This is a genomic window from Pseudomonas sp. FG29 (assembly GCF_057809355.1).
The window spans coordinates 109,203-122,854 of record NZ_JBMDJU010000011.1 but is presented as its reverse complement, the minus strand read 5'-3'; the positions used below and the strand labels follow the sequence as shown (position 1 = coordinate 122,854).

The 13,652-nt window shown below is 63.9% G+C and carries 12 protein-coding genes; 5 read left to right on the top strand and 7 right to left on the bottom strand.

Features of this window, described 5'->3' with window-relative positions; genetic code table 11:
• Nucleotides 1-60 precede the first annotated feature (60 nt).
• The 5 genes from cysC to mtnA form a co-directional block, all read right to left on the bottom strand.
• A complete protein-coding gene (gene cysC / locus ACODS1_RS13635) occupies nt 61-639 on the bottom strand; it encodes an adenylyl-sulfate kinase (RefSeq protein ID WP_489086074.1) in 579 nt (192 codons plus the stop codon).
• An 18-nt stretch (nt 640-657) separates the two neighbouring features.
• Nucleotides 658-1,752 (bottom strand): prephenate dehydratase, encoded by a 1,095-nt coding sequence (pheA, locus tag ACODS1_RS13630; protein WP_489086073.1) that lies wholly within the window; start codon nt 1,750-1,752, stop codon nt 658-660.
• Between the two features lies 1 nt (nt 1,753).
• Nucleotides 1,754-2,839, bottom strand: coding sequence for a 3-phosphoserine/phosphohydroxythreonine transaminase (gene serC / locus ACODS1_RS13625; RefSeq protein WP_489086072.1), 1,086 nt, complete (start codon nt 2,837-2,839; stop codon nt 1,754-1,756).
• A 124-nt stretch (nt 2,840-2,963) separates the two neighbouring features.
• Nucleotides 2,964-5,732: a DNA gyrase subunit A gene (gene gyrA, locus ACODS1_RS13620; protein WP_489086071.1), complete on the bottom strand. Its 2,769-nt coding sequence runs from the start codon at nt 5,730-5,732 to the stop codon at nt 2,964-2,966.
• Between the two features lie 271 nt (nt 5,733-6,003).
• Nucleotides 6,004-7,080 (bottom strand): S-methyl-5-thioribose-1-phosphate isomerase, encoded by a 1,077-nt coding sequence (gene mtnA, locus ACODS1_RS13615; protein WP_489086070.1) that lies wholly within the window; start codon nt 7,078-7,080, stop codon nt 6,004-6,006.
• Nucleotides 7,081-7,239: 159 nt separating this feature from the next.
• On the opposite strand from mtnA, the gene ACODS1_RS13610 reads away from it, so the two are divergent.
• The 5 genes from ACODS1_RS13610 to ACODS1_RS13590 all read left to right on the top strand — a co-directional run bounded on the left by ACODS1_RS13610 (nt 7,240) and on the right by ACODS1_RS13590 (nt 12,054).
• A complete protein-coding gene (locus tag ACODS1_RS13610; protein ID WP_489086069.1) occupies nt 7,240-8,583 on the top strand; it encodes a TRZ/ATZ family hydrolase in 1,344 nt (447 codons plus the stop codon).
• A 131-nt stretch (nt 8,584-8,714) separates the two neighbouring features.
• Nucleotides 8,715-9,413 carry a bifunctional 2-polyprenyl-6-hydroxyphenol methylase/3-demethylubiquinol 3-O-methyltransferase UbiG gene (gene ubiG, locus ACODS1_RS13605; RefSeq protein ID WP_322981976.1) on the top strand — a complete coding sequence of 233 codons (699 nt, stop codon included), beginning with the start codon at nt 8,715-8,717 and terminating at the stop codon, nt 9,411-9,413.
• Nucleotides 9,413-10,084 (top strand): N-acetylmuramic acid 6-phosphate phosphatase MupP, encoded by a 672-nt coding sequence (mupP, locus tag ACODS1_RS13600; RefSeq protein ID WP_489086068.1) that lies wholly within the window; start codon nt 9,413-9,415, stop codon nt 10,082-10,084. The genes ubiG and mupP overlap by 1 nt, the downstream gene beginning before the upstream one ends.
• Before the next feature lie 86 nt (nt 10,085-10,170).
• Nucleotides 10,171-10,911: a YciK family oxidoreductase gene (locus tag ACODS1_RS13595; RefSeq protein ID WP_322981978.1), complete on the top strand. Its 741-nt coding sequence runs from the start codon at nt 10,171-10,173 to the stop codon at nt 10,909-10,911.
• Between the two features lie 216 nt (nt 10,912-11,127).
• Nucleotides 11,128-12,054: a GGDEF domain-containing protein gene (locus ACODS1_RS13590; RefSeq protein ID WP_322981979.1), complete on the top strand. Its 927-nt coding sequence runs from the start codon at nt 11,128-11,130 to the stop codon at nt 12,052-12,054.
• Between the two features lie 78 nt (nt 12,055-12,132).
• Here the strand turns inward: ACODS1_RS13590 and rluB are convergent, their stop codons facing one another.
• Nucleotides 12,133-13,287 carry a 23S rRNA pseudouridine(2605) synthase RluB gene (rluB, locus tag ACODS1_RS13585; protein WP_489086067.1) on the bottom strand — a complete coding sequence of 385 codons (1,155 nt, stop codon included), beginning with the start codon at nt 13,285-13,287 and terminating at the stop codon, nt 12,133-12,135.
• A 119-nt stretch (nt 13,288-13,406) separates the two neighbouring features.
• Nucleotides 13,407-13,595: a DUF1289 domain-containing protein gene (locus tag ACODS1_RS13580; RefSeq protein ID WP_489086066.1), complete on the bottom strand. Its 189-nt coding sequence runs from the start codon at nt 13,593-13,595 to the stop codon at nt 13,407-13,409.
• Nucleotides 13,596-13,652 lie beyond the last annotated feature (57 nt).

Sequence of the window (13,652 nt, the reverse complement as noted above, 5' to 3'; positions counted from 1 at the left end):
ATCTCTGAAGCAACTCGGTTGACGAAAGCACCGGCGGCAACCGGTGATGCAGGCGCCACTCTACAAGGCATGGTGGCTCCTGAGGTAATCGAGAATCTGCAGCACGGCCGCCTCGACCGCACACTGACTGGTGTCGATACGCAGCTCTGCAGCCTGCGGCGCCTCGAATGGCGAATCGATCCCGGTGAAATCAGGAATCAGCCCGGCGCGTGCACGACGATAAAGGCCCTTAGGGTCGCGCTGTTCGCAGACCGCCAGGGGCGTGTCGACGAACACCTCGATGAATCGCCCAGGCACCCGCGCACGTACGGCATCACGGTCGGTACGAAACGGGGAAATGAAAGCGGCGATGACGATCAGGCCGGCATCGAGCATCAGCGCAGCGACCTCGCCCGCGCGACGGATATTTTCCTGCCGAGCCGCCCCGGAAAAACCCAGATCGCGGTTGAGCCCCTGGCGCAGGCAATCGCCGTCGAGCAGATAGGTATGCCGGCCAGCAGCAAGCAGACTGCGCTCCAGCGCTTCAGCCAGAGTCGACTTGCCAGCGCCACTGAGCCCGGTGAACCAAATGACACAAGGCTCCTGGCACTTGATCGAGGCACGCTGGCCGCGATCGACGCGACCTTCGCCAGGCGCCATCTGCCGATCAGGCTCCACTCAAAGCACCGCCTTGGGATAGGAGCCCAGCACCTTAAGCGCCACGGCTTCCTGCGCCAGCTTCTCCAGCACGTCCTTGATAAGCGGATCGCGATGATGGCCGACGAAGTCGATGAAGAACACGTAAGTCCATTTGCCACTGCGTGACGGACGGGTTTCGATACGGGTCAGGTCGATACCGTTGTTGTGGAACGGCACCAGCAACTCGTGCAACGCCCCCGGCTTGTTGCGCATGGAGACGATGATCGAGGTCTTGTCGTCGCCGGTCGGCGGCACTTCCTGGTTGCCGATGATGAGAAAGCGCGTGGAGTTGTCCGGGCGATCCTCGATCTTCTCGGCCAGCTTGGTCAGGCCGTAAAGGTTGGCTGCCATGTCGCCGGCGATGGCCGCACTGTTCCACTCGCTCTTCACCCGCTTGGCCGCATCGGCGTTACTGGAGACCGCTACGCGCTCGACGTTCGGGTAGTGCGCATCCAGCCACTTGCGGCACTGGGCCAGCGACTGGGCATGGGAGTAGATGCGGGTGATCTTGTCGGTCTGAGTGGTCTCGCCGACCAGCAGATGGTGGTGAATACGCAGCTCCACCTCACCACAGATGACCATGTCGTGCTCGAGGAAGCTGTCCAGCGTGTGGTTGATCGCGCCTTCGGTGGAGTTCTCCACCGGCACCACGCCGAAATTCACCGCACCAGCTGCCACTTCACGGAACACTTCGTCGATGGCGGCCATCGGCACGCTGATCACGGCGTGACCAAAGTGCTTCATCGCCGCCGCCTGACTGAAGGTGCCTTCAGGGCCGAGATAGGCCACCTTGAGCGGATTTTCCAGGGCCAGGCAAGAGGACATGATTTCACGGAACAGCCGCGCCATTTCCTCGTTGTCCAGCGGGCCCTGATTACGCTCCATCACGCGCTTGAGCACCTGAGCCTCGCGTTCGGGGCGATAGAAGACCGGCGACTCGCCTTCCTTCAGCTCCTTCATCTTCACGCGGGCGACTTCTTCGGCGCAGCGCGCGCGGTCGCTGATCAGCTCGAGAATGCGCTCGTCGAGGTTGTCGATACGTACGCGCAGCGCTTGCAGTTCCTGCTCGGACATATCAGGCGTGCTCCTTCTCGAACTCGGCCATATAGGCCACCAGCGCCTCGACGGCATCCAGGCCAACGGCGTTGTAGATGGAAGCACGCATGCCACCTACCGAGCGATGGCCCTTAAGATTGAGCAGGCCGCGCTCGTCGGCACCGGCCAGGAAAGCCTTGTCCAGCTTCTCGTCGGCCAGGCGGAACGGCACGTTCATCCAGGAGCGCGCATTGTGAGCAATGGGGTTGCTGTAAAAGTCGCTGTCGTCGATGGCCTTGTACAGCAGATCCTTCTTGGCGCGGTTGATACGCTCCATCGCCTCGACGCCGCCCTGCTCCTTCAGCCACTGGAAGACCAGGCCGGAGAGGTACCAGGAATAGGTCGCCGGGGTGTTGTACATCGAGCCGTTATCGGCGGAGATCTTGTAGTCGAGCATGGTCGGGCAGGCGCTGCGGGCGCGACCGAGCAGATCTTCGCGGACGATCACCACCACCAGGCCGCTGGGGCCGATGTTCTTCTGCGCGCCGGCGTAGATCAGGCCGAACTGCGACACGTCGATGGGGCGCGAGAGGATGTCCGAGGACATGTCCACCACCAGCGGGGTATCGCCGGTCTGCGGCACCCAGTCGAACTGCAGACCGCCGATGGTCTCGTTGCTGCAGTAGTGCACGTAAGCGGCGTTCTTCGACAGCTGCCAGTCGTTCTGCCCGGGAATGGCGAAGTAGTCGTGCGCCTTGGCACTGGCAGCCACATTGATGGCGCCATAGCGACGCGCTTCTTCGATGGCTTTCTTCGACCAGATGCCGGTCTCGACATAGTCGGCGACGCCGTCATCCGGCAGCAGGTTCAGCGGAATCTCGGCGAACTGCTGGCTGGCACCGCCCTGCAGGAACAGCACCTTGTAGTCATTGGGCACAGCGAGCAGATCGCGCAGATCCTGCTCGGCCTGGCTGGCGATGGCCACGTACTCATCGCTGCGATGGCTCATCTCCATCACCGAGAGGCCCTTGCCTTGCCAGTCGAGCATCTCGGCCTGGGCACGTTGCAGTACAGCGGTCGGCAGCGCGGCCGGGCCGGCGCAGAAGTTAAAAGCTCGCTTGCTCACGTCTGTCTCTCTCAGATTCACAGAACGCCACCACCAGGCGATGGCATGTCCAAACTGTCTGCCGTGCCGTGGGAGAGGCTTTAGCGGCGACTGTCGCCGCTAAAGCGCCCCACAAAGCCCGACTTTATTCCTCGCTGCCTTCCTCGGCGTCGGCGATCGGTGCGTCGGCGCTTTCGGCGACTTCAGCGCCCTCTTCGCCTTCGACCAGCTCGTCCTCTTCCACCGGGGTCGGCTCCTGCACACGCTCCAGGCCGACCAGGGTCTCGTCCTTGGCCAGCTTGATCAGGGTCACGCCCTGGGTGTTACGGCCGGAGCTGGAGACTTCATCGACACGAGTACGCACCAGGGTGCCCTGATCGGAAATCAGCATGATCTCCTCACCGTCCTGCACCTGGATGGCACCGACCAGCTTGCCGTTACGCTCGCTGGTGACCATGGCGATCACGCCCTGGCCGCCACGACCGCGACGCGGGAACTTGCCCAGACCGGTGCGCTTGCCGAAGCCGCGCTCGGAAGCCGTGAGGATCTGCGCGCCGGACTCCGGGATCAGCATGGAGATCAGCTGCTGATCCTTGCCCAGACGCATGCCACGCACACCGCGCGCGGTACGGCCCATGGTGCGCACCTTGCTCTCGGCGAAGCGCAGCACCTTGCCGGCGTCGGAGAACAACATGACTTCCTTGGCGCCATCGGTGATGGCGGCGGCAATCAAGGTGTCACCCTCTTCCAGCTTCAGGGCGATCAGACCGGCGCTACGCGGACGGCTGAACTGCACCAGCGGGGTTTTCTTCACGGTACCGAAAGCGGTGGCCATGAAGATGAAGGCACCGGTCGGCTCGGCGACCAACTCGGGGGTTTCACCCTCGACTTCTTCGACTTCCTCGGCTTCGACCACTTCGACGGCTTCGCCCTCGATCACCACGCCTTCGTCATCCAGGTCTTCGTCGGCACCAGCGCTCTGCTGCAGCGCTTCGAGGTCGATCTGCAGCATCGCGGTGATGCGCTCGCCTTCGTCCAGCGGCAACAGGTTGACCAGTGGGCGACCACGGGCAGCACGCGAAGCCTCGGGAATTTCGAACGTACGCAGCCAGTACACCTTGCCCTTGCTGGAGAACAGCAGCAGGGTCGCATGGCTGTTGGCCACCAGCAGGTGCTCGACGTAGTCCTCGTCCTTCACACCGGTGGCGGACTTGCCCTTGCCGCCGCGACGCTGCGCCTCATAGGCGGCCAGCGGCTGGCTCTTGGCATAGCCACCATGGGAGATGGTGACGACACGCTCTTCCTCGGTAATCAGGTCGGCGATGGTCAGATCCTGACGCGAGGCGATGATCTCGGTACGGCGCTTGTCACCGAACTCGGCCTTGACCTTCTCCAGCTCCTCACGGATGACTTCCATCAGGCGCTCGGGGTTGGTCAGGATGCGGATCAGCTCGCCGATCAGCGTGAGAATTTCCTGGTATTCGGCCAGCAGTTTCTCGTGCTCCAGGCCGGTCAGGCGGTGCAGGCGCAACTCGAGGATGGCCTGAGCCTGTTCCGGCGACAGGTAGTACTTGCCGTCGCGCAGGCCGTATTGCTCATCCAGCCCGTCCGGACGGCAGGAGTCGGCACCGGCGCGCTCGACCATGGCTTCCACCGCGCTGGATTCCCAGGCAGTGGCGAGCAGACGCTCCTTGGCCTCGGCCGGGGTCGGCGAAGCCTTGATCAGCTCGATCACCGGGTCGATGTTGGACAGCGCAACCGCCTGGCCTTCGAGGATGTGACCACGCTCGCGCGCCTTGCGCAGCTCGTAGACGGTACGGCGGGTCACCACTTCGCGGCGGTGACGGATGAACACCTCGAGCATGTCCTTGAGGTTCATGGTCTTCGGCTGACCGTCGACCAGCGCCACGACGTTGATGCCGAACACGCTCTGCATCTGGGTCTGGGCGTAGAGGTTGTTGAGCACGACCTCCGGCACCTCGCCACGGCGCAGCTCGATCACCACGCGCATGCCGTCCTTGTCGGATTCGTCACGCAGCTCGGTGATGCCCTCGATCTTCTTCTCTTTGACCAGCTCGGCGATCTTCTCGATCAGACGCGCCTTGTTCAGCTGGTACGGCAGCTCGGTCACCACCAGTTGCTGGCGACCGCCAACCTTGTCGATGTCCTCGACCTCGACCCGGGCGCGCACATAGATGCGCCCACGGCCGGTGCGATAGGCCTCGATGATGCCGGCACGGCCATTGATGATGCCCGCAGTGGGGAAGTCCGGACCAGGGATGTACTGCATCAGCTCATCGACGGTCAGCTCGGCGTTGTCCATCAGCGCCAGACAGCCATCGATCACTTCGGTGAGGTTGTGCGGCGGAATGTTGGTCGCCATGCCCACGGCGATACCGGAAGAACCGTTGACCAACAGGTTCGGCACCTTGGTCGGCATGACCGCCGGGATCTGCTCGGTGCCGTCGTAGTTGGGCACCCAGTCGACGGTTTCCTTTTCCAGGTCGGCCAGCAGCTCGTGGGCCAGCTTGGTCATGCGCACTTCGGTGTATCGCATGGCTGCGGCGTTGTCGCCGTCCACCGAACCGAAGTTGCCCTGGCCGTCGACCAGCAGGTAGCGCAGGGAGAAGTCCTGCGCCATACGTACGATGGTGTCGTACACCGCCGTGTCGCCGTGCGGGTGATATTTACCGATCACGTCACCGACCACACGGGCGGATTTCTTGTAGGGCTTGTTCCAGTCGTTGCCCAGCTCGCTCATGGCGTAGAGCACACGACGGTGGACCGGCTTCAAGCCATCGCGCGCATCCGGCAGCGCACGCCCGACGATCACGCTCATTGCGTAGTCGAGGTAGGACTGTTTCAGCTCGTCTTCGATATTGACCGGGAGGATTTCTTTGGCCAGTTCGCCCATGAGAAGCCTGGTTCCTTTTTCTGGTGAAACTCCGCGCTATTCTTCCTGAACGCTACGGAGTTCGTCGCCCTGGCGACTGGCCATGACGACTCACGATAAATCAACGGGTTATGCCACATCAGGAGGCGCCGAAGGCCACTGCAGGCAGGCCCCGTGAAAACTGCCGGAGATTACCACAAAGCGTGCTACACACCTACCCCGCAGCCAGCTGTGCGCCAGCGCAGGAAGGCCCGGTGATGGCCGAATGCGCAACCGCTGACGCCCCTGTGAATCAATGCAAACGCTTGCGACACATCAGTTGCGCCATCTTTTCCATGTCCGGCCGCTCGACCACGCCCTTTTCGGTGACGATGTAGTCGATCAGATCCGCAGGCGTCACGTCGAATACCGGGTTGGTCACCGGCACATCCGCAGCGACACGCTGCCCGGCCACGACACGCAGCTCATCGCCACCACGCTCCTCGAGCAGAATGTCCTCACCGCTTTCCAGGGCCATGTCGATGGTCGAGCTGGGCGCCACCACCATGAAGCGCACGCCATGATGCATGGCGTTGACGGCGAGCTGGTAGGTGCCGATCTTGTTGGCCACGTCACCATTGGCAGTAATGCGATCAGCGCCGACTATCACCCAGGAAATGCCCTTGACCTTCATCAGGTGCGCCGCAGCAGAATCCACATTGAGGCTCACCGGCACGCCGTCGGCCGCCAGCTCCCAGGCCGTCAGCCGCGCGCCCTGCAGCCAGGGCCGCGTTTCGTCGACATAGACCTGTTCGACCAACCCCTCAAGATGCGCCGCACGGATCACCCCAAGCGCGGTACCAAAGCCGCCGGTCGCCAGCGCCCCGGCATTGCAATGAGTCATCAGCACCTGCTCATTGCCCTGGTGCTTGCGAATCAGCTCCATGCCCAACTGCGCCATGGTCAGATTGGCTTCGCGGTCACTGGCATGAATGCCAACGGCCTCAGCCTCCAGCTGCACCAACACCGTAGCGTCGCTTTTCAGGCGTTGCAGGCGCTCACGCATGCGCTGCAGCGCCCAGAACAGATTGACCGCCGTCGGCCGCGAAGCCGCCAGTTGCTCGAAGTCCGCTTCCAGTGCCGCGCGCCAGTCACCGCCGGCAGCCAGGCGCTGCCGCGCCCCCAACACCACGCCAAAAGCGGCAGCGATCCCAATGGCAGGCGCACCGCGCACCACCATGTCGCGAATCGCCGCAGCGACTGCATCTGCCGACTCCATCCGCAACCACACCTGCTCATGAGGCAACAGGCGCTGATCCAGCAGATAGAGCGCGCCCTCACGCCAATCGATTGCCTGAATCTTCTCTGCCGCCAGCAATTGCTCGCGCATGCCCTACCTCACTCTTGGCAACCGAAAACCGCCGAGTATACCCAGCCTGACCGCGACTCTGGCAGCGCCGGTATCCAGGCCGCGCTTCAAGCACCGGTCGTTCCTCTATAAACTGACGGCCCGCTGCCATGCCCTAATCGCCCACGGACGTCTCACTACATGCCCACCACCGAACTCGATCTGCTGCTTCTGCCCACCTGGCTGGTTCCCGTGGAGCCGGCAGGTGTGGTGCTGCGCGACCACGGCCTGGGCATCCGTGACGGCCAGATCGTGCTGATCACGCCACGCGCCGAAGCACTGCGCCACAAGGCGCGAGAAGTCCGCGAACTGGCGGATTGCCTGCTGGCGCCCGGCCTGGTCAATGCTCACGGCCATGCCGCCATGACGCTGCTGCGCGGCATCGCCGACGACCTGCCGCTGATGACCTGGCTGCGCGAACACATCTGGCCCGCCGAGGGCAAATGGGTCGATGACGCCTTCGTACGTGACGGCACCAACCTGGCGATTGCCGAGCAGATCCGGGGTGGCATCACCTGCTTCTCCGACATGTACTTCTACCCGCAGGTCGCCACCGAGTGCGTACACAACGCCGGCGTACGGGCGCAGATCACCATTCCAGTGCTGAATTTCCCAGTGCCGGGCGCCCGCGATGCCGCCGAGGCGCTGCGCAAGGGCCTGCAACTGTTCGACGACCTCAAGCAGCACCCGCGCATCCGTATCGCCTTCGGCCCACACGCGCCCTATACGGTCAGCGACGACAAGCTCGAAGAAATCCGCATGCTCGCCGACGAACTGGACGCCGGCATTCATATGCATGTGCACGAGACGGCGCGGGAAGTCGCCGACGCCCTGGCCGAGCACGGCGAACGCCCGCTGGCCCGTCTGGCGCGCCTGGGCCTGCTCGGCCCGCGTTTTCAGGCCGTGCACATGACCCAGATCGATGACGACGACCTCGCCCTGCTGGTCGAGCACAACTGCAGCGTGATCCACTGCCCGGAATCCAACCTCAAGCTGGCCAGCGGCTTCTGCCCGGTCGAACGCCTGTGGCAGGCCGGCGTCAACGTTGCCATCGGCACCGACGGCGCCGCCAGCAACAACGACCTCGACCTGCTCGGCGAAACCCGCACGGCGGCCCTGCTGGCCAAGGCTGTGGCGGGCTCGGCGACCGCCCTGGATGCCCACAGCGCCTTGCGCATGGCCACCCTCAATGGCGCCCGCGCCCTCGGCCTGGAGAACCAGATCGGCTCGCTGGAAACGGGCAAGCTTGCCGACCTGGTCGCCTTCGACCTGTCCGGCCTGGCTCAGCAACCGGTGTATGACCCGGTCTCACAACTGATCTACGCCAGCGGCCGCGACTGCGTGAAGCATGTCTGGGTCGGTGGCAAGCAACTGCTGGATGATGGCCGCCTGACACGCATGGACGAGCAGGAACTGATCGATACGGCCAAGCACTGGGGACATCAGATCGCCCAAGGCAGTCGCGAGGCAAGCCGACAGGATTGAAACCGCCCAGCCAGAATCTCGAAACACCTGCGACAAACTGACATACATTGAACGAATCCGGCTCGCCCCAACTGACGCCTTAAACTGGCAACATGACGGGCCAGGCTTTCCACGCTTTGAAAGAGATGCTTATGAGCAACGTCGACCGCGCCGAAATCGCCAAATTCGAAGCCCTGGCCCACCGCTGGTGGGATCGGGAGAGCGAATTCAAACCCCTTCACGACATCAACCCGCTGCGCGTCAACTGGATCGACGAACGTGTCGCTCTGGCTGGCAAGCGCGTACTGGACGTCGGCTGCGGCGGCGGCATCCTCAGCGAGGCCATGGCCCAGCGCGGCGCCACCGTCACCGGCATCGATATGGGCGAAGCGCCGCTGTCGGTCGCCCAACTGCACCAACTGGAGTCGGGCGTCGAGGTCGAGTACCGACAGATCACCGCCGAAGCCCTGGCCGACGAAATGCCTGGCCAGTTCGACGTGGTCACCTGCCTGGAAATGCTCGAGCACGTGCCTGATCCGTCTTCGGTGATCCGCGCCTGCCACAAGCTGGTCAAGCCCGGTGGCCAGGTGTTCTTCTCCACCATCAACCGCAACCCCAAGGCCTACCTGTTCGCGGTGATCGGTGCCGAATACATCCTGCGCCTGCTGCCGCGCGGCACCCACGACTTCAAGAAGTTCATCCGCCCCTCCGAACTGGGCGCCTGGAGCCGCGCGGCCGGCCTGGAGGTCAAGGACATCATCGGCCTGACCTATAACCCGCTGACCAAGCATTACAAGCTGGCCGCCGATGTCGACGTCAACTACATGATCCAGACCCTGAGAAAAGACTGATGCCCCTGAGAGCGGTTCTCTTCGACATGGACGGCACCCTGCTCGACTCGGCGCCGGACTTCATCGCCATCACCCAGGCCATGCGCAGCGCGCGCGACCTGCCGCCGCTGCCGGACAAGATCATCCGTGATCAGGTATCCGGTGGTGCGCGCGCCATGGTGGCCTGCGCCTTCGACGAAGAGCCCGACTCGCCCGCCTTCGAGGCCCTGCGCCAGGAGTTCCTGGAGCGCTACCAGGCACATTGCGCCGTGCTCACCCGCCCGTTCGACGGCATCGAAGCCCTGCTCGCCGACATCGAACACGGCCGCCTGCTGTGGGGCGTGGCCACCAACAAGCCGCTGCGCTACGCCGAGCCGATCATGGCGGGCCTCGGCCTGGCCGAGCGCTGCGCGGTGCTGGTCTGCCCGGATCACGTGGCGCAGAGCAAACCGGCGCCGGACATGTTGCTGCTGGCCTGCCAGCAGATCGGCGTGCGCCCCGAGGAGACTCTGTTCGTCGGTGACGATGCGCGTGACATCGAATCCGGGCGCGCCGCTGGCTGCCGCACCGCGGCCGTGACCTACGGCTATATCCACCCCGAAGACAACCCACGCAACTGGGGCGCCGACGTGGTCGTGGATCACCCGCAGGAATTACGCGCCGTACTCGATCGCGCCCTCTGCGGCTGCTGATCACTTAGGGCGGGTGAAACCCGCAATTTCTTCCTTTGGCGGGTTACACCCGCCCTACCCCCAAGAGCTCTGCGAAGGATCCCCTCATGTTCGACTACACCGCCCGCCCAGACCTGCTCAAGGATCGCGTCATCCTGATCACCGGTGCCGGCCGCGGTATCGGCGCCGCCGCCGCCAAGAGCTTCGCGGCCCACGGCGCGACCGTGCTGCTGCTGGGCAAGACCGAAGCCAATCTGAGCCAGGTCTACGACGAAATCGAGGCGGCCGGCCACCCCCAGCCGGTGGTGATTCCGTTCAACCTGGAAACCGCCCTGCCGCATCAGTACGACGAACTGGCGGTACTGATCGAGAACGAGTTCGGCCGCCTCGACGGCCTGCTGCACAACGCCTCGATCCTCGGCCCGCGCACGCCGCTGGAACAGCTCTCCGGCGACAACTTCATGCGCGTGATGCATGTCAACGTCAACGCCATGTTCATGCTCAGCAGCACGCTGCTACCGCTGCTGAAACTGTCGCCGGATGCCTCGGTGGTCTTCACCTCCAGCAGCGTCGGCCGCAAGGGCCGCGCCTACTGGGGCGCCTACGCGGTGTCCAAGTTCGCCACCGAAGGCCTGATGCAGGTGATGGCCGACGAACTCGACGGCATCAGCAACGTCCGCGCCAACAGCGTCAACCCAGGCGCTACCCGGACTTCGATGCGCGCCCAGGCTTACCCGGGCGAGAACCCGGCAACCCGTCCCGAGCCGGCCAGCATCATGCCGGTCTACCTCTATCTGATGGGCCCGGACAGCCAGGGCGTCAACGGCCAGGCGCTCGACGCGCAGTAATCGCGCGCGGCCTCAGCGGCTGCGACGGAAATCCGCCGCAGCCGGCATCAGATTGCCACCACTGGCGTCAGGCAACCGGCAAATACTTGCCTCCATGCCCCGCAAATAAAACCTAAGCCAATGAATTAAAAGCATTTTTAAATCCGACGAAACAGATGGCACGGAATTCGCTCTAACCTCCTCGTCGCCGCATCATTGCGCCAGAGGTTCAGACAAATGGTTCCCCCCAGCCGTACCAACACCATCGATTTCGACGCAGCCAAACTGCAGCGCCTGGGTTTTGCTGACACCCGCAGCCTGCCGGTCAAGCCCACCACGCTGATCGAACTGCGTCACCAACTGAGCCTGCAACTCCAGACCAGCCTGGAGATCGAGCGCATTCTCGAACTGTTCTTCCGCGAAGTGCAGCGCCTGGTTCCTCTGGACTCGCTGACCTTCCAGCATTCGGCACATGATCTGCGCCTGGAACTCGGCGAGCGTGCGCCGCACTCGGCTGGCTACCGCCTCAGCCATGAAGGCGAATACCTCGGCGAGCTGACCTTCCGCCGCCGCCAGCGCTTCGATGAAGAGGAACTGGCCCAGCTGGAATCGCTGCTGGCCTGCCTGCTGTTTCCGCTGCGCAATGCCCTGCTCTACCGTACCGCCCTGCTCAGCGCGCTGCGCGATCCGCTGACCGATACCGGCAATCGCATTGCCATGGATCAGGTGCTGCAACGCGAAGTCGACGTGGCTCGCCGCAACCTGCAACCGCTGTCGCTGCTGATGCTCGACATCGATCACTTCAAGTTGATCAACGACAACCATGGCCATGCCCTCGGCGATGAGGTGCTCAAGGCGGTAGCGCAAACGCTGAAGAGCCTGTTGCGCAATGTCGACATGGTGTTCCGTTATGGCGGCGAAGAGTTCCTCATCATTCTCTCCAACACCGGTCGCGAGGCCGCAGCCCTGGTTGGCGAGCGCCTGCGCTTTGCCGTGATGGAACTGCAGTGCCTGAACGCCGGGCAGCCCATCGAGGTGTCGATCAGCCTCGGCTGCGCCAGCCTGCTGCCGGGCGAATCCAGCGAAAGCCTGCTGCGCCGGGCCGATAACGCGCTCTACGTGGCCAAGCGTGAAGGCCGCAATCGCCTGACCATGGCGGGCTGATCGCCGCCATCCGCCGCAAAAACGACAACGCCCCGCGCAGCTGGCTGCGCGGGGCGTTGTTTTTTGCCTGAAGCGAGATCAGCGCTTGCGGCCGAAGCCCGGGCGCTGGCCATCGCCTGCCGGGGTACGCTTGTCCGACCCTGCCGGACGCGGTTTGCGCGCAGGCCGATCAGCCAGTTCGACTGCCGGGCGCGGCTGGCGCTTCTTCACATCACTCGGGCGCTCGGCCACTGGCGTGCTGCGATCACGCTGACCACGGCCCGCCGAGTCGGGGCGAGAGCCACGCGGCGCACGCTGCTCGCCATCCTGTTGACGCGGCGCTCTGGTTGGGCGGGCACCCTCGCCCGCTTCGTCCTGCGCCGGACGCAGCACGCGCTTGCCACGCGGCTCCAGCGGCTTGGCGGACTTGCGCTGCAGGCGATCGAGCTTGTCGCGCGTCTTTTCCTTCATCGCCGGCAACGCCTGGGGCGCCAGGCCGACCTCAGCACTGAGGATATCGATCTCGCGCTGTTCCATTTCCCGCCAGCGGCCCATGGTCAGGTTGGAGGTGAGGAATACCGGACCGAAGCGCACGCGCTTGAGGCGGCTGACGACGAGCCCCTGCGATTCCCACAGGCGGCGCACCTCACGGTTACGCCCTTCCATCACCACGCAGTGATACCAGTGGTTGAAACCTTCGCCACCGGGCGCTTCCTTGATGTCGGTGAACTTGGCCGGGCCGTCCTCGAGCATCACGCCGCGCTTGAGGTTTTCCAGCATTTCCTCGGTCACCTCGCCCCGCACACGCACCGCATATTCGCGATCCATCTGGTAGGACGGGTGCATCAGGCGGTTGGCCAGCTCACCGTCGGTGGTGAACAGCAACAGGCCGGTGGTGTTGATGTCGAGGCGACCGATGTTGATCCAGCGGCCTTCTTTCGGGCGCGGCAGACGGTCGAACACGGTAGGACGGCCTTCCGGGTCGTCACGGGTGCAGATTTCACCGTCGGGCTTGTTGTAGATCAGCACGCGGCGAACGGAGCTGGCGACTTCCTCACGCTTGAGCAGACGACCATCGAGCACGATGGCATCACTGATCTCCACGCGCTGGCCCAGGTCGGCCACGACGCCGTTGACCTTGACCCGGCCTTCGCCGATCCAGGTTTCGATTTCCCGACGCGAGCCAAGGCCCATGCGCGCCAGAACCTTCTGCAGTTTTTCGCCAGCCGGACGCTGGACATCATGTTCGCTCATCTAAGGCACCTCCCGGTGTAAGGACGGATGATCAAAAGGGCGCGAATCATACGCGCTGCCGAGCGCTTAGGGTAGTCGAAGCTGGCGCGCATGCACGCCAGATCGCGGTTTGCTTCAGCTCAGTTCCGGTATTTGCGCCGACCGGTGGCCTCCAGCGCCAGCAGACGCATGTCGGCTTGCGCCAGCAGCGCCAGACGTTCCTGCTTGTCGAGGCGCTTCCAGGCCTTGATGTCCTGGCGGCTACGCCCACAGCCCAGGCAGATGTCCCGTTCGAATTCGCAGACCTTGATGCAGGGTTTCTTGCTCACGACGTGTGTCCTCGCATGACGATTCGCCAGCCAGGATACGGATTGCCGGTTGCGCAG